The 20,277-nt window shown below is 65.4% G+C and carries 21 protein-coding genes; 9 read left to right on the forward strand and 12 right to left on the reverse strand.

Features of this window, described 5'->3' with window-relative positions; translation table 11 throughout:
* Nucleotides 1–18 precede the first annotated feature (18 nt).
* From V5F77_RS15695 to V5F77_RS15710, 4 genes are all read right to left on the reverse strand, one after another.
* Nucleotides 19–939: an AAA family ATPase gene (locus V5F77_RS15695; protein WP_429006300.1), complete on the reverse strand. Its 921-nt coding sequence runs from the start codon at nucleotides 937–939 to the stop codon at nucleotides 19–21.
* A gap of 149 nt (nucleotides 940–1,088) precedes the next feature.
* Nucleotides 1,089–1,889 (reverse strand): FAD binding domain-containing protein, encoded by an 801-nt coding sequence (locus tag V5F77_RS15700; RefSeq protein WP_429006301.1) that lies wholly within the window; start codon nucleotides 1,887–1,889, stop codon nucleotides 1,089–1,091.
* A gap of 12 nt (nucleotides 1,890–1,901) precedes the next feature.
* A complete protein-coding gene (locus V5F77_RS15705) occupies nucleotides 1,902–4,292 on the reverse strand; it encodes a xanthine dehydrogenase family protein molybdopterin-binding subunit (protein ID WP_429006302.1) in 2,391 nt (796 codons plus the stop codon).
* 113 nt (nucleotides 4,293–4,405) lie between these two features.
* Nucleotides 4,406–4,897 carry a (2Fe-2S)-binding protein gene (locus tag V5F77_RS15710; protein ID WP_429006303.1) on the reverse strand — a complete coding sequence of 164 codons (492 nt, stop codon included), beginning with the start codon at nucleotides 4,895–4,897 and terminating at the stop codon, nucleotides 4,406–4,408.
* Between the two features lie 365 nt (nucleotides 4,898–5,262).
* Here V5F77_RS15710 and V5F77_RS15715 point away from each other — a divergent pair, with 365 nt between their 5' ends.
* The 7 genes from V5F77_RS15715 to V5F77_RS15745 all read left to right on the forward strand — a co-directional run bounded on the left by V5F77_RS15715 (nucleotide 5,263) and on the right by V5F77_RS15745 (nucleotide 11,635).
* On the forward strand, nucleotides 5,263–6,180 hold the full coding sequence (locus V5F77_RS15715) for a branched-chain amino acid ABC transporter permease (protein WP_429006304.1): 918 nt from the start codon (nucleotides 5,263–5,265) through the stop codon (nucleotides 6,178–6,180).
* Nucleotides 6,180–7,607 (forward strand): high-affinity branched-chain amino acid ABC transporter permease LivM, encoded by a 1,428-nt coding sequence (gene livM, locus V5F77_RS15720; RefSeq protein ID WP_429006305.1) that lies wholly within the window; start codon nucleotides 6,180–6,182, stop codon nucleotides 7,605–7,607. Before V5F77_RS15715 ends, livM begins: the two co-directional genes overlap by 1 nt.
* Nucleotides 7,604–8,512 carry an ABC transporter ATP-binding protein gene (locus V5F77_RS15725; protein WP_429006306.1) on the forward strand — a complete coding sequence of 303 codons (909 nt, stop codon included), beginning with the start codon at nucleotides 7,604–7,606 and terminating at the stop codon, nucleotides 8,510–8,512. Before livM ends, V5F77_RS15725 begins: the two co-directional genes overlap by 4 nt.
* 47 nt (nucleotides 8,513–8,559) lie before the next feature.
* A complete protein-coding gene (locus V5F77_RS15730) occupies nucleotides 8,560–9,228 on the forward strand; it encodes an ABC transporter ATP-binding protein (protein WP_429006377.1) in 669 nt (222 codons plus the stop codon).
* Between the two features lie 2 nt (nucleotides 9,229–9,230).
* Complete coding sequence (locus V5F77_RS15735; protein WP_429006307.1) at nucleotides 9,231–9,686, forward strand: DUF6867 family protein; 456 nt, start codon at nucleotides 9,231–9,233, stop codon at nucleotides 9,684–9,686.
* 111 nt (nucleotides 9,687–9,797) lie between these two features.
* Nucleotides 9,798–10,916 carry a branched-chain amino acid ABC transporter substrate-binding protein gene (locus V5F77_RS15740; protein ID WP_429006308.1) on the forward strand — a complete coding sequence of 373 codons (1,119 nt, stop codon included), beginning with the start codon at nucleotides 9,798–9,800 and terminating at the stop codon, nucleotides 10,914–10,916.
* A 98-nt stretch (nucleotides 10,917–11,014) separates the two neighbouring features.
* Nucleotides 11,015–11,635 carry a glutathione S-transferase gene (locus V5F77_RS15745; protein WP_429006309.1) on the forward strand — a complete coding sequence of 207 codons (621 nt, stop codon included), beginning with the start codon at nucleotides 11,015–11,017 and terminating at the stop codon, nucleotides 11,633–11,635.
* A 5-nt stretch (nucleotides 11,636–11,640) separates the two neighbouring features.
* Here V5F77_RS15745 and V5F77_RS15750 read toward each other — a convergent pair whose 3' ends face one another.
* Nucleotides 11,641–12,372 carry a cytochrome c biogenesis CcdA family protein gene (locus tag V5F77_RS15750; protein WP_429006378.1) on the reverse strand — a complete coding sequence of 244 codons (732 nt, stop codon included), beginning with the start codon at nucleotides 12,370–12,372 and terminating at the stop codon, nucleotides 11,641–11,643.
* Nucleotides 12,373–12,673: 301 nt separating this feature from the next.
* Between V5F77_RS15750 and V5F77_RS15755 the strand changes: the two genes are divergently transcribed.
* Complete coding sequence (locus tag V5F77_RS15755) at nucleotides 12,674–13,666, forward strand: P1 family peptidase (RefSeq protein ID WP_429006310.1); 993 nt, start codon at nucleotides 12,674–12,676, stop codon at nucleotides 13,664–13,666.
* Nucleotides 13,667–13,676: 10 nt separating this feature from the next.
* Nucleotides 13,677–14,186, forward strand: a complete 510-nt coding sequence (locus V5F77_RS15760; RefSeq protein WP_429006311.1) for a hypothetical protein — start codon at nucleotides 13,677–13,679, stop codon at nucleotides 14,184–14,186.
* Between the two features lie 120 nt (nucleotides 14,187–14,306).
* Here the strand turns inward: V5F77_RS15760 and V5F77_RS15765 are convergent, their stop codons facing one another.
* The 7 genes from V5F77_RS15765 to ctaD form a co-directional block, all read right to left on the reverse strand.
* The gene (locus tag V5F77_RS15765; protein WP_429006312.1) at nucleotides 14,307–15,050 is read right to left on the reverse strand and encodes an SURF1 family protein; all 744 of its coding nucleotides are present in this window, start codon (nucleotides 15,048–15,050) and stop codon (nucleotides 14,307–14,309) included.
* Nucleotides 15,047–15,430 (reverse strand): DUF983 domain-containing protein, encoded by a 384-nt coding sequence (locus V5F77_RS15770; RefSeq protein ID WP_429006313.1) that lies wholly within the window; start codon nucleotides 15,428–15,430, stop codon nucleotides 15,047–15,049. The genes V5F77_RS15765 and V5F77_RS15770 overlap by 4 nt, the downstream gene beginning before the upstream one ends.
* 101 nt (nucleotides 15,431–15,531) lie before the next feature.
* Nucleotides 15,532–16,362: a cytochrome c oxidase subunit 3 gene (locus V5F77_RS15775; RefSeq protein ID WP_429006314.1), complete on the reverse strand. Its 831-nt coding sequence runs from the start codon at nucleotides 16,360–16,362 to the stop codon at nucleotides 15,532–15,534.
* 146 nt (nucleotides 16,363–16,508) lie between these two features.
* Nucleotides 16,509–17,132: a cytochrome c oxidase assembly protein gene (locus tag V5F77_RS15780; RefSeq protein ID WP_429006379.1), complete on the reverse strand. Its 624-nt coding sequence runs from the start codon at nucleotides 17,130–17,132 to the stop codon at nucleotides 16,509–16,511.
* 31 nt (nucleotides 17,133–17,163) lie between these two features.
* Nucleotides 17,164–17,346, reverse strand: coding sequence for a hypothetical protein (locus V5F77_RS15785; RefSeq protein WP_429006315.1), 183 nt, complete (start codon nucleotides 17,344–17,346; stop codon nucleotides 17,164–17,166).
* Between the two features lie 3 nt (nucleotides 17,347–17,349).
* Nucleotides 17,350–18,288: a heme o synthase gene (gene cyoE / locus V5F77_RS15790; RefSeq protein ID WP_429006316.1), complete on the reverse strand. Its 939-nt coding sequence runs from the start codon at nucleotides 18,286–18,288 to the stop codon at nucleotides 17,350–17,352.
* A gap of 259 nt (nucleotides 18,289–18,547) precedes the next feature.
* Entirely contained in the window at nucleotides 18,548–20,158 is a 1,611-nt protein-coding gene (ctaD, locus tag V5F77_RS15795; RefSeq protein ID WP_429006317.1) for a cytochrome c oxidase subunit I, read from the reverse strand.
* Nucleotides 20,159–20,277: the final 119 nt, after the last annotated feature.

A 20,277-nucleotide genomic window follows, 5' to 3' on the forward strand; every position in this document is an offset into this window, starting at 1 on the left:
GGTCCCGCGCATTCGGGATCATTCCAGCGGCCGCAGGGCCTCTCGCGTCTCCGCGATCAGCCGCTCGATGCGCCCGGCATCGGTGCGGGCGATGTCGTCCTGGTATTTCAGCAGCACGCCGAGCGTGTCGCCCACCACCGCCGGATCGAGCGCCGCCGCATCCAGCTCCACCAAAGCGGACGCCCAATCGAGGGTCTCGGCGACGCCGGGCACCTTGAACACATCCTCCCGGCGCAGCGCCTGGACGAACCCGACCACCTCGCGGGACAGGCGTTCCGGCAGACCGGGCAGACGCGCCTTGAGGATCGCCAGTTCGCGCGCGGCGCTCGGATAATCCACCCAATGATAGAGGCAGCGCCGCTTCAGCGCGTCGTGGATCTCGCGCGTGCGGTTGGAGGTGAGGATGATCAGCGGAGGATGCGCCGCCTTCACCGTGCCGAGTTCCGGGATGGTCACCTGAAAATCCGAGAGCACTTCCAGCAGGAAGGCTTCGAACGCCTCGTCGGTGCGGTCCAGTTCGTCCACCAGCAGGACCGGAGCGCCGGCCGGGTCCGGCATCAGGGCCTCCAGCAGCGGCCGGCGCAGCAGATAGCGCTCGGAAAACACGTCGGACGCTATCGCGCCCTTGTCGCTCTCGCCGGCCGCCTCCGCGAGGCGGATGGCGATCATTTGCGCGGCATAGTTCCATTCATAGACGGCGGCGGAAAGATCCAGCCCCTCGTAGCATTGCAGGCGGATTAGCCGGCGGCCCAACGCCGCCGCCAGGGTGCGCGCCACCTCGGTCTTGCCGACGCCGGCCTCGCCCTCCAGCAGCAGCGGACGGCCCATGCGCAAGGCGAGGAAAAGCACCGTCGCCAGAGCGCGGTCGGGCACATAGCCGGCACCGGAGAGAAGGGCTTCGGTCGCCTCGATGGAGGACGGAAGGGCAGAAGCGGTCATGGGGCAGCCTGGGTCTTCAGCATTCACTCATGCCCCGATCCTGTGGCTTGCCTGGCCCGGTTTCGCAAGCGCGCGCGGGCCTGTCGACGGCGCCGAACAGGGCGCCAAAGCCGGGCGATCAGGCAAGACTGCTCCCGAACCGCCGCCCCTCAGCCGAGGATCACCGCGACGGCGCGCTTTGCCATGACCTTCACCAACTGCGCGCGATACTCCGCACTGCCGTGCAAATCCGACATGACATTTGCGGGATCGAGCGAGAGGGAGGCCACGGCGTCAGGCGAAAAATGCGCAGTCAGTGCCGCTTCCGCCTCGCCCCAGCGGAACACGCCGCTCTGCCCTGCGCCCGTGACCGCCACCCGTACGTCGCCGCCCCGCTCGGCCACGAACACGCCGGCCATGGCATAGCGCGAGGCCGGATTGCGGAATTTCTGGTAGGCGGCCCGCACACCGGCGGGGAATTCCACCGCCAGGATCACCTCGTCCGGCGCCAATGCCGTCTCGAACAGATCGGTGAAGAAATCCTCCGCCGCAATCCGCCGGGCGCTGGTGACAATGGTGGCGCCAAGCGCGAGGCAGGCGGCGGGATAATCCGCAGTTGGGTCATTGTTGGCGATCGAGCCGCCGATGGTGCCTCGGTTGCGCACCGCCGGATCGCCGATCAGGCCGGCAAGCGCCGCAAGGGCTGGAATGGCCTGCGCCACCAGCGCCGAGGCGGCAACCTCGGCGTGACGTGTCATGGCGCCGATGCGCAGGCCGCCGTCGATCCGCTCGACGCCGCTGAGACCGGGAAGGCGAGAAAGGTCCACCAGGGCCGAGGGCTGGGCGAGGCGCTGCTTGAGGGTCGGCAGCAGGGTCTGACCGCCTGCGAGCAGCTTCACGTCCTCACCTGCCCGCAGGGCGGCGAGGGCTTCATCGAGGCCGGCGGGGCGCTGATAATCGAAGGCATACATGGTGCGTCTCCCTCACTCGGCCGCGCGGCGGGCAAGCTGCCCTTGCGCGATTTTCCACAGCGTCGCGGGCGTCGCCGGCATGGGAATATCCTCCGTGCCCAGAGCGTCCGTCAAAGCATTGATCACGGCGGGCGGCGCGGCGATGGCGCCGGCCTCCCCGCATCCCTTTATGCCCAGAGGATTGGAGGGGCAGCGGGTCTCGGTCATGCCGACCACGAACGCGGGCAAATCGCCGGCGCGGGGCATGGTGTAATCCATGTAGGAGCCGGTCACGAGCTGTCCGTCGGAATCGTAGCGCACGCCTTCCAACAGTGCCTGCCCCACCCCCTGGGCGATGCCGCCATGCACCTGACCTTCGACGATCATCGGATTGATGATGGCGCCGAAATCGTCGACCGCGACCCATTTGATGATTTCAGTGGTCCCGGTCTCCGGGTCCACCTCCAGCTCGCAAATGTGGCAGCCGGCCGGGAAGGTGAAGTTTACGGGATCGTAGAACGCCCCTTCCTTCAGGCCCGGCTCGATCTCGGACGTGGGGAATTTGTGCGCGACATAAGCGTTCAGTGCGACCGCGGCAAACGCCAGCGAACGGTCGGTGCCGGCAACGGTGAACTGGCCGTCCTTGAACTCGATATCGCCCTCGGACGCTTCCAGGATATGCGCGGCGATCTTCTTGGCCTTGGCCTCCACCTTATCCAGCGCCTTGACGATGGCCGACATGCCGACGGCGCCGGAGCGCGAGCCGTAGGTGCCCATGCCGAACTGCACCTTGTCGGTGTCGCCATGCACGATGGTCACCTGGTCGATGGGAATGCCGAGCCGGGCGGAGACCAATTGGGCGAAGGTGGTCTCGTGCCCCTGGCCATGGCTGTGCGAGCCGGTGAGCACTTCTACATTGCCGGTCGGGTTCACGCGCACCTCGGCGCTCTCCCACAAGCCGACGCCGGCGCCGAGCGACCCCACGGCCGCCGAGGGGGCGATGCCGCACGCCTCAATATAATTGGACAAGCCTATTCCGCGCAGCTTGCCGCGCCGGGCGGCTTCCGCCTTGCGCGCCGGGAAATTGGCATAGTCCGAAAGCTCCAGGGCCTTATCCAGCGAGGCGGCATAGCCGCCGATGTCGTAGTTGAGGATCACCGGCGTCTGGTGCGGGAAGCTGGTGATGAAGTTGCGCCGGCGGAATTCTGCCGAATCCTGGCCGATCTCCCGCGCCGCCTTTTCCACGATGCGCTCCACCAGGAAGGTCGCCTCCGGCCGGCCGGCGCCGCGATAGGCGTCCACCGGCGCGGTATTGGTGTGGACCGCATCCACCTCGCAATAGATCGCGGGGATGTCGTACTGTCCCGACAGCAACGTCGCGTAGAGATAGGTGGGCACGCACGAGGCGAAGGTGGAGAGGTAGGCGCCCATATTGGCGATCGTCTTCACCCGGAAGGCGAGGATCTTGCCCTGGGCATCCAGCGCCAGTTCGCCATGGGTGATGTGGTCGCGTCCATGGGCATCGCACAAGAAGGCCTCGGAGCGGTCGCAAGTCCATTTCACCGGCCGCCCGACATGCTTGGAGGCCCAGGCGCAGACCGTCTCCTCCGCATAGATGAAGATCTTGGAGCCGAAGCCGCCGCCAACGTCGGGGGCGATCACCCGCAGCTTGTTCTCCGGCGCGAGGCCGACGAAGGCCGAAAGCACGAGGCGCGCCACATGCGGGTTCTGGCTGGTGGTCCACAGCGTATAAGCTTCATCCCCCGGATCATATTCGCCGATGGCGGCGCGCGGCTCCATGGGGTTGGGGGCAAGGCGATTGTTGACGAGGTCGATGGTGGTCACATGGGCGGCGCGGGCGAAGGCGGCCTCGGTGGCGGCCTTGTCGCCCAGCTCCCATTCGAACACCGTATTGCGCGGCGCCTCGTCATGGATCAGCGCGGCCCCGGCAGCCTGCGCCGAGCCGAGATCGGCCGCCGCCGGCAACACCTCGTAATCCACCTCGATGGCGGCCGCCGCGTCCTTGGCGGCGTTCAGCGTCTCGCCGATCACGACGGCCACATGGTCACCCACATAGCGCACCTTGTCCTTGGCGAGGGCGGGATGGGCGCCGGCCTTCATCGGCGAACCATCCTTGGAATGGATCATCCAACCACAGATGAGGCCGCCGAGCCCGTCCCGGGCGAGATCCTCCCCGGTCAGGATCGCCACCACGCCGGGCATGCGCGATGCCGCCGAAATATCGATGCCACGGATACGGGCATGGGCATAAGGCGAGCGAAGGAAATAGGCGTGCGCCTGGCCCGGGCGCGAAAGATCGTCGGTGTAGCGGCCCTTGCCGGTGATGAAGCGGCGATCTTCCTTGCGGCGCACCGGTGCGCCCAGCGGCGTCACCTTGCTGGAATCGAAGCTGTTGGCGTTCATGGCGTCCTCCCCGGGGGACTGGCGGATCTTGTCATCCCGCACCGCGCCCGCGTCTTGCCGGCGAGCGTCGCTGCGTCGAAAGCAGATTGCGCGGGGCCGTCAGGCCCCGATCCTCATTCGGCGGCGTGCTTCAGGGCTCCACCCATCGCGTGGGCGCCAGCTTCCACCGCCTTGACGATATTGTGATAGCCGGTGCAGCGGCACAAATTCCCGTCGAGCTGCGCGCGGATCGTCGCCTCGTCGAGATCGGGCCCGTGATGGGCCACGAGATCGAGCGCGGTCATGATCATGCCCGGCGTGCAGAAGCCGCACTGCAGGCCGTGGTGCTCGCGGAAGGCTTCCTGCATCGGATGCAGGACCGCACCATTTGCAATGCCCTCGATGGTGGTGATCGCCTGCCCCTCAGCCTGAACGGCCAGCATGGTGCAGGACTTCACAGCGGCGCCATCCACATGCACCACGCAAGCGCCGCATTGGCTGGTATCGCAGCCGACATGGGTGCCGGTAAGGAGAAGCTTTTCGCGCAGGAATTGCACCAGCAGCGTCCGCGGCTCGACCTCCGCGGACACGAGGTGGCCATTCACCGTCATGCTCACTTGCGTCATACGCACCTCCCGAAGCAGACATGGCGCTTGCGCTGGATTTCACCGACGCCCGCCATCCCGCACCTTTTATTTCTTCCAGTGTGAGTCTGCGGGACCGGTACGGTCAAGGGCGATCGGCGGCGGGCGGCGCCGATTCCATCGTTGCCGCGCTGCCGTGCGGAGGATGGCCGGCACCGTAAATCAGGGGATGCCCGCACACCGGGACCTTGCGCGCGTCCTCGCCTGTGGGAAACTCGGCTCATTGGAGCGCCCGAACCCTGGCGATTTGTTTCCGGCCGCAGCCCGCGCTATGAGTCGAACGGTGGCGCCCAATCTGCGAGCACGATCAAGAAATAGGCGCATTTGAACACGGGGGCATCGGACGGATGGAAATCTTCCTCCAGCAGCTCATCAACGGGCTGACGCTCGGCTCCATCTACGGCCTCATCGCCATCGGCTATACGATGGTGTTCGGCATCATCGGCATGGTGAACTTCGCCCATGGCGACGTCTTCATGGTCTCCATCTTCATCGGCCTGACCTGTTTTCTGCTGCTGACCACCGTGCTTGGGATAACTTCGGTGTTCCTGGTGCTCGCCATCGTGCTGGTGGTGGCGATGATCTTCACCGGGCTGGTGAGCTGGGCCATCGAGCGCGTGGCCTATCGCCCGCTGCGCGGCTCGTTCCGGCTAGCACCTATGATCTCCGCCATCGGCATGTCGATCCTGCTCTCGAACTTCGTCCAGGTGGCGCAGGGGCCGCGCAACAAGTCCATTCCGCCCCTGGTGACAGACGTGATCGTCGTGCTCGACCGGGGCGGCTATCAGGTCACCTTGGCCTATAAGCAGGTGATCATCATGGTGGTCACCGCGGTGTGCCTCGGTATCTTCTGGTGGGTGGTGCAGAAGACCTCCCTCGGCCGCGCCCAGCGCGCCTGCGAGCAGGACCGCAAGATGGCGGCACTGCTCGGCGTGGACGTGGACCGCACCATTTCCCTCACCTTCATCATCGGCGCGGCGCTAGCCGCGGTCGCGGGCACCCTGTACCTGATGAATTATGGCGTCGTGAACTTCTCCGACGGCTTCGTGCCGGGGGTAAAGGCGTTCACGGCAGCGGTGCTTGGGGGCATCGGCTCCTTGCCTGGCGCGGTGCTGGGGGGCTTGCTCATCGGCCTCATCGAGACCTTCTGGTCCGCCTATTTCTCGATCGAATACAAGGACGTGGCCGCCTTTTCGATCCTTGCGATCACGCTCATCTTCATGCCCCAGGGCCTGCTCGGCCGGCCGGAAGTGGAGAAGGTCTGATGCAGGCGGGGGTGTCTGCGGCAGGCCGGGAGTCCGCTCTGTCCATCGCCGTGAAGGATGCGCTCGTCAGCGGTGTCATCACCTTCCTGCTGCTAACCCCGCTCGTGGGACTACGGGCGACGGAAGATGGCGGCGGCCCGCTGATCCTCACCTACCGCTTCGGCCTTGTCACGATTTTCGCCGCCATCGTCATGGTGCTGCGCTTCGTGATGCACCTCACCGTGTGGCGGCCGGGGCGGGTGAAGAGCGGCAAATCCAACGCCGCTCTTTCCGCCTTTGCCGACAAGGCATCGCCGTTCGCAAAGCCGGTCTTCTTCGCCTTCGCGATCGCGTTTCCGGCGCTGGCGATCCTTGCCGCGGGCGACCTTGGCAGCAGCCGCTATTACATCGATCTTGGGATCTACATCCTCACCTATGTGATGCTCGGTTGGGGGCTGAACATCGTGGTCGGCCTCGCCGGCCTGCTCGACCTTGGCTATGTCGCTTTCTATGCGGTGGGTGCCTACACATTTGCCCTGCTTTCCACCAGCGTCCCCATCGACGCTTTCTTCGCCGGCCAATTGGGCGAGGGATTCTGGGCGACGTGGTCGTTCTGGCTGTGCCTGCCCATCTCCGGCCTGCTTGCAGCCTTCTGGGGCCTGATCCTCGGCTTTCCCGTGCTGCGGCTGCGGGGTGATTATCTCGCCATCGTCACTTTGGCGTTTGGTGAAATCATCCGCCTGGTGCTCATAAATTGGGTGGACCTGACGAACGGTGGGGCCGGGATTTCCTCCATTCCCGCCATCACCTTCTTCGGCATTCCCTTCTCGTCTGGGGAGGATGGCTTTGCGGCCCTGTTCGGGCTGCAGTTCAGCGCCATGCACCGCATGATCTTCCTTTATTTCGTCATCCTCGGCCTTGCGGCCCTGACTGCGCTGGTGACGGTGCGGCTGCGCCGCATGCCGGTGGGCCGGGCGTGGGAGGCGCTGCGCGAGGATGAGATCGCCTGCCGTTCCCTCGGCATCAACACGACCCTGACAAAGCTCACGGCGTTTTCCATCGGCGCCATGTTCGGCGGGTTCGCCGGCGCCTTCTTCGCGGTGCGGGTACGGTTCGTTTCCCCGGAATCCTTCACCTTCATGGAATCAGCGGTGATCCTGGCGATCGTGGTGCTCGGCGGCATGGGCTCGCAGATGGGGGTTGCCGCTTCCGCCATCCTGCTCATCGGCGGCATGGAATTGCTGCGCAACCTCACCTTCCTGAAGGAGCCTTGGCTGCTTGGCGCCGATTTCGATCCCACCCTCTACCGCATGCTGATCTTCGGTTTCGCTATGGTGGCAGTGATGGTCTGGCGCCCGCGCGGGCTCGTCTCCAGCCGGCTTGCCACCATCTTCCTCAAGGAGCGCAAGAAGGTCTCGGGCGACCTCGTAAAGGAGGGCCACGGATGAGGCCTTGGGACACCGACCCCATCCTGCTGGTCGATCATCTGTGCATGCGCTTCGGCGGACTGATCGCCGTCGGCGACGTGTCGCTGAGGGCCGGGCGCGGCGACATCACCGCCGTCATCGGTCCCAACGGCGCGGGCAAGACCACCGTCTTCAACTGCATTACTGGCTTTTACAAGCCGAGTTCAGGACGCATCGCCCTAGCCCAGGGCGGCCCGCCGACGCCGGCCGAGATCGCCGCCCTCACCCGCAACGGCCTCGCAGCATCGAAGACGCAAGCCGGTGCCCTGTTCCTGCTGGAGCGGCTGCCGGACCACGAGGTCGCCGCTCAGGCCAAGGTCGCCCGCACGTTCCAGAACATCCGCCTGTTCTCCGGCATGACCGTGCTTGAGAATCTGCTGGTGGCCCAGCACATGAGCCTCACCGAGAGCGGCCTGCTCTCGCCCTCTGCCTTGCTCAATCTGCCGAGCTGGCAGCGGCGCGAGAAGCAGGCGATTGCGCGCGCCCTCCATTGGCTGGAGCGGATCGCGCTCGTGGACCGGGCGGACGATCCCGCCGGCGACCTGCCTTACGGCGACCAGCGCCGGCTGGAGATCGCCCGCGCCATGTGCAGCGAGCCTGCCCTGCTCTGCCTCGACGAGCCCGCCGCCGGCCTCAATCCGCGCGAATCCGCGGCGCTCAACGCGCTTCTGCTGGCGATCCGGGAGGAGAAGACCTCGGTGCTGCTGATCGAGCACGACATGTCGGTGGTCATGGAGATTTCCGACCATGTGATCGTGCTGGAATACGGCCGCAAGATCGCCGACGGCACCCCCGCCGAGGTGCGCGCCGATCCCCGCGTCATCGCCGCCTATCTCGGCGTCGATGAAGACGCGGTCGAACAGGTGGAAGCGGAGGTGAGCCCGTGAGCCCGCTCCTCTCCCTCAGCGGGGTCAAAACCTTCTACGGCAAGATCATGGCCCTTCGCGGGGTCGACCTTGAGGTGAACGAGGGCGAGATCGTCACTCTCATCGGCGCCAATGGGGCCGGGAAATCCACCCTCATGATGACCATCTGCGGCGCGCCGCGCGCCCAGGAGGGCACCATCCTGTTCGCCGGACAGGACATCACACGCCTGCCGACCCATGAGATCATGCGGCTGAACATCGCCCAAGCGCCGGAAGGGCGGCGTATCTTCCCGCGCATGAGCGTCTACGAGAACCTGCAGATGGGCGCCGCATTGAACGGCAGCGCTCATTTCGCGGAAGATCTGGAGCGCATGTTCGAGATGTTCCCGCGCCTCAAGGAGCGCCTGCACCAGCGCGGCGGCACGCTCTCCGGTGGCGAGCAGCAAATGCTCGCGATCGCCCGCGCGCTCATGAGCCGCCCGCGCCTGCTGCTGCTCGACGAACCCTCACTCGGCCTCGCGCCGCTGGTGGTGCGGCAGATCTTCGACGTGATCCGCGACCTGAACCAGACCGAGGGCCTGACCGTATTCCTGGTGGAGCAGAACGCGTTTCACGCGCTCAAGCTGGCGCACCGGGGCTACGTGCTGGTCAATGGCACGATCACCATGGCCGGCACCGGGCGTGAGCTTCTGGAACGGCCCGAGGTCAAGGCCGCCTATCTCGAAGGAGGTGCGTGACCATGGCGAACCTGCCCCATCCCGGCCGCCCCACCTCGCCCATGATCCTCCTGCCGGTGCTGGCGCTGGCGGCGATCCTGGTGCTCTTCATCGTGCGGCCGAGCGAGGTGGTCGAAGTCTCCACCGGCGACTTCATGCTTGTGACCCTGTTCCTCGGCGGCGGCGCGGCGTGGCTCACCGGGCGGGCTATGGCGAAGGGCTGGAAACCTTTCATCCTCGTCTTTGTCTATGCGCTGCTGCTGACGGCAGCTGTGCGCTTCTGCCATTTCGCTTTGTTCAAGGGCACGCTGTTCGCACTTGGTCATTATACCGTCGAAGCAGTGCTCCTGTTCGCCATCGCCACGCTCGGCTTCCGCGCGGTGCGCAAGCAGCAGATGACGCTGCGCTACGACTGGCTTTACGAATCGGCCGGCCCTCTTTCCTGGCGCAACAAGGCCGGCACGGATGAAGCGGCGTAGCCCACATGGCGTGTCGACAGGCGATGAGAAACCGGCACAATGGCGGCCGGACGCACGTTCTGCCGCCGCGCTGAGGGTCTTCGGCGCTCGGTACAACCAGAGGAGAACAGGATGAGGAAGCTGTTACTTGCCGGCCTGACGGTCGGCGCCGGCCTCGCCCTTGCGGCGGCGGCCGGTCCGGCCGCCCATGCGCAAGCGCCTCTTAAAATGGGCGTAGGCGCCCCGATGACCGGAGCGAATGCCGCCTTCGGCGCGCAGATCAAGACCGGCGTCGACCAGGCAGTGGCGGACATCAACGCCGCCGGTGGCATCAACGGGCAGAAGATCGAGCTTTTTGTCGGCGACGACGCCTCAAAGCCAGAGCAGGGCAAGTCGGCGGCGAACAAGTTCATCTCGGACGGCGTGAAATACGTGGTCGGCCACTTCAACTCCGGCGTGTCGATCCCGACTTCGACGGATTACGAAGAATCCGGCGTGCTGCAGATCAGCCCCGCCTCCACCAATCCGCAGTTCACCGAGCGCAAGATGTGGAACACGTTCCGCACCTGCGGCCGCGATGACCAGCAAGGCGCGGTGGCCGGTGACTACATCGTCAACAATTTCAAGGGCAAGAAGGTCGCGATCGTCCATGACAAGACCCCCTACGGCAAGGGGCTTGCGGACGAAACCCAGAAGGCGATGAACAAGGGCGGCGTCAAGGAAGTGCTCTACGAGGGCATCAATCCTGGCGAGAAGGATTATTCCGCGCTCGTGTCCAAGCTCAAGGCGGCGGGCGTCGATCTCGTTTATTTCGGCGGCCTGCATCCGGAAGCCGGACTGATCGTGCGGCAGATGCGCGACCAGGGCCTCAAGAGCGTTCTGTTCTCCGGCGACGGCATCACCGACAAGGAATTCTGGTCCATCGCCGGACCCGGCGCCGCCGGCACGCTGATGACCTTCGGTCCCGACCCGCGCAAGAACCCTGCCGCGAAGGAAGTGGTGGACAAGTTCAAGGCCAAGGGCGTGGATCCGGAAGGCTATGTCCTCTATTCCTATGCCGCTGTGCAGATCATCAAGCAGGCGGCGGAAGCGACCAAGTCCACCGACCCCAAAAAGCTTGCCGACTACATGCACTCCGGCGCCACGTTCCAGACGGTGCTTGGCCCGCTCTCCTTCGACAAGAAGGGCGACATCACCAAGAAGGATTATGTCGTCTATATCTGGAAGGACGGCGCTTACAGCGAGATCTGATCGATCCGAAGGATGAAGAAACAGGGCTCGCGCTTAAGCGCGGGCCTTTTTCATGAGGCGGCATGGCCCGCCGGAAACAAAAACAAGAGGATGACGCCATGCTGAAGATCTGGGGACGCCTCAATTCCACCAATGTGAAAAAGGCGGTCTGGGCCGCAGGCGAACTGAACCTGCCGTTCGCGCATGAAAATGCCGGCGGAGCTTTCGGCGTTGTCGCCGAACCCGACTATCGCGCCATGAACCCCAACGGTCTGGTGCCCTGCATCGAAGACGGCGGCTTGGTGCTGTGGGAATCCAATGCCGTGGTTCGCTATCTTGCCGCGCAATACGGGGCGGGAACGCTGTGGCCGCTCGATCCGGCGGCGCGGGCGATCGGCGACAAATGGATGGACTGGACCACCTCCTCGTTCGCCAGCCCGTTCCGCGACGTGTTCTGGGGCCTGGTCCGCACGCCGCCCGACCAGCGCGACATGGCTGCCGTTGAAAAGGGCGCGGCCGTCTGCGCCGAGCTGCTGACGCGGGTAGACGCGGCGCTGGCGCGCCATCCCTATCTCTCGGGCGAAACCTTCGCCATGGGCGACATCCCGCTCGGCTGCTTTGCCTATGGCTGGTTCGAGATGCCGCTGGAGCGCCCATCCATGCCCCACCTTGAGGCTTGGTACGGACGTCTGAAAGAGCGTCCGGCGTATCGCACCCACGTCATGACGCCGCTCACCTGAGCGCCTCAGCCGATGGTGGAGAGTGCCGGGAAGGTCTCGATCAGCCAATAGGAGACGCTGGCGATCCAACCCGACATGAAGGCGATGCCGGTGATCACCAGCATCGCCCCCATGACCTTCTCCATCACCGGCAGCAGGCGGCGCATGTGGCGCAGCCCGTTCAGGAACGGCCGCACCGCCACCGCCGCCAGCAAGAACGGAACGCCGAGGCCAGCCGAATAGATCGCCAGAAGCCCTGCCCCCTTGGCCACCGTCGCCTCCGAGCCGGCGACGGCCAGGATCGCCCCCAGTACCGGCCCGAGGCACGGTGTCCAGCCGAACGCGAAAGCGAGCCCCATCACGAAGGCGCCCCAGAGGCCGGTGGGCTCGTTCACGTGCGGCCGGGCCGTGCGCGACAGCACATGAATCTTGAACACGCCGAGAAAGTTCAGGCCCATCACGATGATGGCGACCCCGGCGATGATCGACAGCACCTCCTGATGGGCCCGCAGGACCTCGCCCACGGCCGATGCACCTGCCCCCAATGCCACGAACACGACAGTGAAGCCAGAAACGAACAGCAGCGCCCCGAAGATCGCCCGCCGTCCGACCTGCGCCAACGGCTCCGCCTTGGAGAGGTCGTCCAGGGTCGCGCCGCCGAGGAAGCACAGATAGGGCGGGACGAGCGGAAGCACGCAAGGAGAGAGAAAGCTCGCAAGGCCCGCGGCGAAGGCGGCAGGCAGCGTGACGTCGGCCATGGGAAGGCAGCACCCTTCGAACGCGAAACCGGGGCCGGCCGCAGTCACCAGCGGCCAAGCCTCTTCGTCGCCAGTCATGAGCCGGAATGCCGCCGTCGCACAAGAGGGGGCCTTGCCCCCCTCCCCGCCATGTGATCGGCCGCTTTGCCGCAGCCGGCCCGGTGTGCCAGCCGTAAATGGCGGCGGTGGACCTGGGGGCGAACCTGATGCCCGGTCGCTCTTTCTTCACGCGCACCGGTGTCCACTTCGCGCCGAAATGCTCTAGACCTTAGGGGCGGCACCCTGCCGATGCGGATCGCTCATGCTCAACCTCATAACCGATGTACCGGGTCTCCGGATCGGCCATGCGACCGACCTCAAGCTCGGGTCCGGCGTGACGGCGGTGATCTGTGACGTGCCGACGATCGCGGCCGTGGACGTGCGTGGCGGCAGTCCCGGCACGCGCGAGACCGATCTGCTTGCCCTTGGCGCCAGCGTCCAGCACGTGGATGCCTTGGTGCTCTCCGGCGGCTCGGCCTTCGGCCTGGACGCCGGATCCGGCGTGATGTCGTGGCTGGCGGAGCACGGACGCGGCCATCCCGTAGGGGCAGTGCGCATTCCGATCGTGCCCGGCGCGATCCTGTTCGATCTGCTCAACGGCGGCGACAAGGCCTGGGGGCGGGTCTCGCCCTATGCCACGCTCGGTTACGAGGCGGCCCAGGCCGCGCGTGACGGCACCTTCGCGCTCGGCTCGGTGGGCGCGGGCACGGGCGCCACCACGGCCCATGTGAAGGGCGGGCTCGGTTCTGCCTCCGCCGTCTCACCCGGCGGCCATGTGGTCGGCGCACTGGTGGCGGTGAACGCCGTAGGGAGCCCGCTCATTGGCGCCGGCCCCCATCTGCGGGCGGCGCCGTACGAGCGAAATGCTGAATTCGGCGGCCTCGGCATGCCGCAGCATTGGCCGGACGATGCCTCCGCGCTCTCCATGAAGGGGGCCTTGCCCCGCGCCAACACCACGATCGCCATCGTCGCGACCGATGCCGTGCTGACCCGATCAGAGGCCCGCGCCTTCGCCGTGATGGCGCAGGACGGGCTGGCCCTATCGCTTTTTCCCGTCCATACGCCGCTCGACGGGGATTGCGTGTTCGCGCTTGCGACCGGCCGCAAGGAGTTGGACCCGACCCGCCACGCGGAAGCCGAACTCGGCGCGACTGCCGCCTGCGTGCTCGCGCGCGCGATCGGGCGTGCCATTTACGAGGCGACCACCTTGCCCTATCCCGGTGCCCAGGCCGCCTGGCGCGACCGCTTTCGCTGAAGGATCTTCAATGCCGCGCCTGCCAACCCTCCGCCCGATTCCCCCGCACCGCATCGGCGCGCCGCGCCTTTCCGGCCTGCTCGCGATCATCTTCTGGTGTGCCTGCGGCATCACCGCCGTGCCTCTCGCGGGTCTCTTCACGCTGATTTCGGTGCTGGGCCCCCAGGCGGCCTGGTCCGCCATCGTCGATTCCCTGGCCGCGCCCGGCGGATCCTCGCAGATGCTGCGCTTCGGCCTGTTCCCACAGGCGGTTCTTTTCGTCTGGGGTATAAGCTTTGTCATCATGACAGTCCGTCGCGCGGTCAGCACCCTGTCGGTCGCACCCATCGGGCTGGTGATCTGGCTGCTGGTGACCGCATTCAGCCAATTTGCGATCCGCGATCTGCTGGCACCCGACGGCCTCACCGTGGGCGATCTCGCCTCGCTCTTGCCGGGCCTGCTGGCGCAGGGCCTCGGGGTGGCCGGCTTCGTCGGCTATATGCGCGAAGGCGACCGCCCGCGCCGCTATTACATCGGCTGAGACCCGCTCACAGCAAGGACGGTGAGCTGCAGCGCCTTCCATGGTCAGGCAGGTGCGGCGCTTGAGCGAAACCACGGCAGCGACATCAGCGCGGCACCCATCGAAGCCCGGCCGCTGGGATTACAGCGTTCCGCGCCGGCGCGAGATGACGAAGGCGATGTAGACCCCCACCAGCGTCACCGCGAGGCCGTACCAGGTCAGCGCATATTCCAGATGGCGATTGGGGAAGGCGAGGCGCGTCTCACCCCCTTGCGGCAACCCGCCGGGATTGGGAGTGCCATCGGCATCAATGGTGAAGGGCGCAACTTTGGCGAGGCCCCGAGCCGCACCAATCTCTAGCGGGTCCCGCCGGTACCAGGCGTTGCGCGCGGGATCGTTGGCAGGCACGAACCAACTCGGCTCCTCGGGCATGCGCAGCAGCCCCGTGACAGTCACGGGCCCTTCCACTTGCCCTTGCGCCCGGCTCGAGGGCGCGCGCCGCTCCTCGGGGATGAAGCCGCGATTGACGAGAATGGCCGACCCGTCCGCCAAAATCAGGGGTGTCAGCACCTGGAAGCCCGGGCCCTTGTAGGGGCCCTTGGGTTCCGACAGCACCGTATAGATCAGGGTTTCCTTGGAATGGTCGAACCTGCCCGTGGCGCGCACCGGCTGATACTCGTCCATCTCACGGGACACGGCCGGCCATTGCGACAAGGGCAGGACAGCGTGCGGCGGCTGGGCAGCGCGCGACTCGACCTGGGCGACCAGTGCATTCTTCCAGCTCAAACGCTCCATCTGCCACGTGCCGAGGCCGAGCAACACCACAAGGGCGCTGAGCGCGGTCAAGGTGGGCAAAAGCAGCCCGCGACGTGCTGGCTCGCTCATTCGCCGTCGCGCTGCTCCAGCCGGCCTTCGGCCGCGCGGTTGCGATATTGCATGGCCACCAGGACCCCCTTGAACGGCCGCAGCAGGCCGAGTGTGACGATCAATATGCCAGGGATCCAAAGCAAGGCGTGCACCCAGAGAGGCGGCTCGAACGTCACCTCCACCCAGAACGCGAGCGCAACCACGATGAAGCCGCCGATCAGGATTACGAACACCGCCGGCCCGTCCCCCGCATCGATGAAGGAATAATCGAGGCCGCAAGCCTCGCATTCCGGGGCGAGTTGGAGGAAACCCTTGAAAAGTTTCCCTTTGCCGCACCGCGGGCAGCGGCAGGACAGGCCGGCCACGACGGGCGAGACGGGGCTGTAATAGGGTTCCATGGACACCTCAGTGGGCAGTCTTGGCCATCTGCCAAACAAAACGGGGCGGCTCCCGCCGCCCCGCCGATTCCCGTTCGAGCCCGTTTCGGGTTCCGACCGGACTAATGGGCCGAAGCGCCAGCGCCCCACACGTAGATGAACGCGAAGAGGAACAGCCAGACCACGTCCACGAAGTGCCAGTACCAAGCAGCGGCCTCGAAGCCGAAGTGCTTGTCGGGCGTGAAGTCCCCAGCGACCGCGCGCAGCAGGCACACCAGCAGGAAGATGGTGCCGACGATGACGTGGAAGCCGTGGAAGCCCGTCGCCATGAAGAAGGTGGCGCCGTAAATATTGCCGGAAAAGCCGAAGTGGACGTGCAGATATTCGAACGCCTGGCAGCTCGTGAACAGCACGCCCAGCACCACGGTCAGCAGCAGGCCCCACTTCAGACCCTGGCGGTCATTTTCCAGCAGCGCGTGATGCGCCCAGGTGACCGTGGTGCCCGAGGTGAGCAGCAGCAGCGTGTTGAGCAGCGGCAGGTGCCAGGGATCGAGCGACTCGATGCCCTTCGGCGGCCAAGTGCCGCCGGTGAATTCGAAGCGCGAATAATTGATCGCCTCGCCGGAGAACAGGGCCGCATCGAAATAGGCCCAGAACCAGGCGACAAAGAACATCACTTCGGAGGCGATGAACAAGATCATGCCGTAGCGCAGCCCGATCTGCACCACCGGGGTATGGAAGCCGAGATGACCCTCGCGGATCATGTCCCGCCACCAGCCGAACATGGTGTAGAGCACGCCCAGGAAGCCAATCCCCATGGGGATGGCCGTGCCACCATGCATCCAAACCACCGCACCGCCGGTGAGAATGAAAGCCGAGATCGAGCCCACGATGGGCCACGGGCTCGGCTCCACCATGTGATAATCGTGCTGCTTCACGTGTCCCTCGGCCATCTGAAGCGGCCTCCCCTTCCAGCATTAAAGTTCTACCAGGACCGGCGCCGCCGCCGCAATGCGACGGTTGCGTCCTGTCCCACAAACCCCGCGCCCCGCACCCGGCACGCCGATCTTTTACCTGCCGGACCCGCCGGCCGAACAGTTCACAATGCCTTCTTCGCGCTCTCGCTCGCCGCTTCGGGCGCGCGCGCGACCGGTGCCGCCGGCTTGGGCGCAGCGAAGAAGGTGTAGGACAACGTGATGGTCTTCACATTTTTGAAGTCGGGGTCATCGGCAATCGCCGGATCGATGAAGAACACCACCGGCATGTCGACCTTCTCGTTGCCCTGCATGGTCTGCTCCGAGAAACAGAAGCATTGCATCTTCACGAAATAGGCCCCGGCCTGAGCCGGCGTGACGTTATAGGTGGCGTTGCCGTAGGTCTCGGCCGAAGACAGATTGCGTGCGAGATAATAGACCATCTTGGTCTCGCCGATGCGCACCCGCACGTCCGCTTGCTCGGGCTTGAACTCCCAGGGCAGGCCGGGCGCGATGTTGGAATCGAACCGGACCTGCATGATCCGGTCGAGCACCTTCTCCGGCACCTGGGTCCCGACCCGGGTGGCGCCGCCGAAGCCGGTGAGCGAACAGAACATCGCGTATAACGGCACGATGGCATAGGCCGCGCCGACCATCCCGCCGGCAAAGGCGAGGCAAGCCAGAGCGACAAGCATGTGCCGGTACCGGCGCCGCTTGGGAGCAGCCGCGGCGTGTCCCTGCTCGGACACCGGGGGCATTCCACCTTCGCTCATGCGATCCTCACAACGGCCGGTTCAGGACAGCCGGACCCATCTTCACGATGGTCACCACGTAGAAAAGAACCACCAGAAAGCCGAGCACCGACGCGATGGCGATGGAGCGAGCCCGCCGCCGCCGCTTCTGCTCGTCCGTCAGCACGATGCCCGGCAGTTCGGGCTCGCGCTTCTCCTTCTCATCCACCACGGATCAAACTCCCACCAGCGCTTCGACCAAAAGCGAGGCGAAGAGCAAAAACAGATACAGGATTGAAAAGCCGAACAATTGCTTGCTCGCCTTCACCGCCGCCGCGCCGTCGCGCACGCGGTAGACCTTGACCGCGAACCATACCATGCCCGCGCCGAGCACAGTGGCGACCGCACCATAGCCATAACCCGCATAGCCGAATGCCACCGGCGAAACGGCAAGCGGAACCAAGAACAGCGTGTAGAGGAGAATCTGGCGGCGGGTCTCGTCGGGACCGGCGGTCACCGGCAGCATGGGCACCCCGGCACGCGCGTAATCGTCGGCGCGATAGAGCGCGAGCGCCCAGAAGTGCGGCGGCGTCCAGAAGAAGATGATGGCCACCAGAAGCAGGCTCTCGAAGCCGACCGAGCCGGTTGCGGCAGCCCACGCCACCATGGGCGGAAAGGCGCCCGCCGCGCCGCCGATGACGATGTTCTGCGGCGTCGAGCGCTTCAGCCACATGGTGTAGATCACCACGTAGAAGAAGATGGTGAAGGCCAGCAACGCGCCCGCTAGTTCGTTCACCAGCAAGCCCAGCACAACCACCGAAAACGCCGAGAGGGTAAGGCCGAAGGCAAGGGCTTCCTGCGGCGTAACGCGGCCAGCGGGGATCGGCCGATCCTTCGTGCGCGACATGATCGCGTCGATGTCGGCATCCCACCACATGTTGAGGGCACCGGCGGCTCCAGCGCCCACTGCAATGCAAAGCAAAGCTGTGAAGGCGATCACCGGATGGACATGGTCTGGGGCACGCACCAGCCCCACAAGGGCCGTAAAAACGACCAGCGACATGACTCGCGGCTTCAGCAGCGACAGGTAGTCGCGCGGCGAGGCAAGGCCGAGACCCGCCTCGGTTCCGCGGGCGACCGCCGTCTGGTTCAAGCTCACACTCACGTCGCTCATGCGTACTGGTCCTGTGGGTACGGGCCTGGCCCGCAGGGCCCGCCGCGCGGCCCCGTCACGCCTCGAACTCTACTGGTCCGGCGCCTGGCCGGTATGATGCTCGCCCGCGCGGCAGGGCCGCCCGGTCGTGTCGGCTTCGCTGGAACGGGAAAACGGCGATTGTCGGGACGCCGCATGGTCCGCTGCGAAAACCTTGCCCCCGTGAAAAGGAACCGGCGCGGGAACCCGCGCCGGTTCGCCTCGTAGGAGGAACCCGCGCTCACTTGATGCGCGGCAGGACTTCGAACTGGTGGAACGGCGGGGGAGAAGACAAGGTCCACTCCAGGGTCGTCGCACCGGGACCCCAAGGATTGGGGCCGGCAAGTTCCTTGCGCCGGAAGGCCACGACGATGCCGGTCAGGAAGATCAGCACGGCAAAACCGGAGATGTAGGAGCCGATGGAGGAGACATAATTCCAGTGCGCGAACGCATCGGGATAGTCCACATAACGGCGCGGCATGCCGGCAAGGCCGAGGAAGTGCTGCGGGAAGAACACCAGATTCACCCCGACGAATGTCACCCAAAAGTGCAGCTTCCCCCAGAATTCCGGGATCATGTAGCCGCTCATCTTCGGGAACCAATAATACCAGCCCGCGAAGATGGCGAACACGGCGCCGAGCGACAGCACGTAATGGAAGTGCGCCACCACATAATAGGTATCGTGCAGCGAGCGGTCGATGCCCGCGTTCGAAAGCACGACGCCGGTGACGCCACCCACGGTGAACAGGAAGATGAAGCCGATCGCCCACAGCATGGGGGTACGGAACTGCACCGAGCCGCCCCACATGGTGGCGATCCAGGAGAAGATCTTCACGCCGGTCGGGATGGCGATGATCATGGTCGCCGCGACGAAATAGGACTGCGTGGAAGCCGAAAGGCCCACCGTGTACATGTGGTGCGCCCACACCACGAAGCCCACCACGCCGATCGCCACCATGGCATAGGCCATGCCGAGATAGCCGAACACCGGCTTGCGCGAGAAGGTGGAGACGATGTGGGAGACGATGCCGAAGCCCGGCAGGATCAGGATGTACACCTCGGGGTGACCGAAGAACCAGAACAGGTGCTGGAACAGGATCGGATCGCCGCCGCCGGCCGGATCGAAGAACGTGGTGCCGAAGTTGCGATCCGTCAGCAGCATGGTGATGGCGCCCGCGAGCACCGGCAGCGACAGCAGCAACAGGAAGGCGGTGATGAGCTGGGCCCAGGCAAACAGCGGCATCTTGTGCAGCGTCATGCCCGGAGCGCGCATGTTGAAGATGGTGGTGATGAGGTTGATCGCCCCGAGGATCGAGGACGCGCCGGCGATATGCAGCGCGAAGATCAGCAGGTCCATGGCCGGGCCGGGATGGCCGAGCTTGGAGGACAGCGGGGGATAGATCGTCCAACCGCCGCCGAAGCCGTTGGAGCCGGCGGCCCCTTCGACGAACAGCGAGATGATGGCGAGCCCAAAGGCCGGCGGCATCAGCCAGAAGGCGATGTTGTTGATGCGCGGGAAGGCCGTGTCGGGGGCGCCGATCATCAGCGGGATGAAATAATTGCCGAAGCCGCCGATCAATGCGGGCATCACCATGAAGAAGATCATGATCAGGCCGTGACCGGTGGTGAAGACATTGAAGGTCTGCGGGTTCTTGAAATATTGCAGGCCCGGCTCCATCAGCTCCATTCGGATGCCGATGGACAGCGCACCGCCCACGATCCCCGCCACGATGGCGAAGATCAGGTACATGATGCCGATGTCCTTGTTATTCGTCGAGAACACCCACCGCTTCCATCCCGTGGGATTGTGCTCGGCATGTGCCGCGTCGTGCGCGATAGCCTCGGTGGCCATGAGTCCAGTCCTCAGTGTCTTGACGTTGCCGTCTTATCTTTAACGCCGTTGGGCCTTCAGGGACCCAACCGGGTCCTTTCGATTTCAGGCACGAGGCGGCGCGCGCCATCTCATGCCGG

The organism is Roseixanthobacter psychrophilus, from assembly GCF_043195195.1.
GTDB lineage: Bacteria > Pseudomonadota > Alphaproteobacteria > Rhizobiales > Xanthobacteraceae > NCEH01.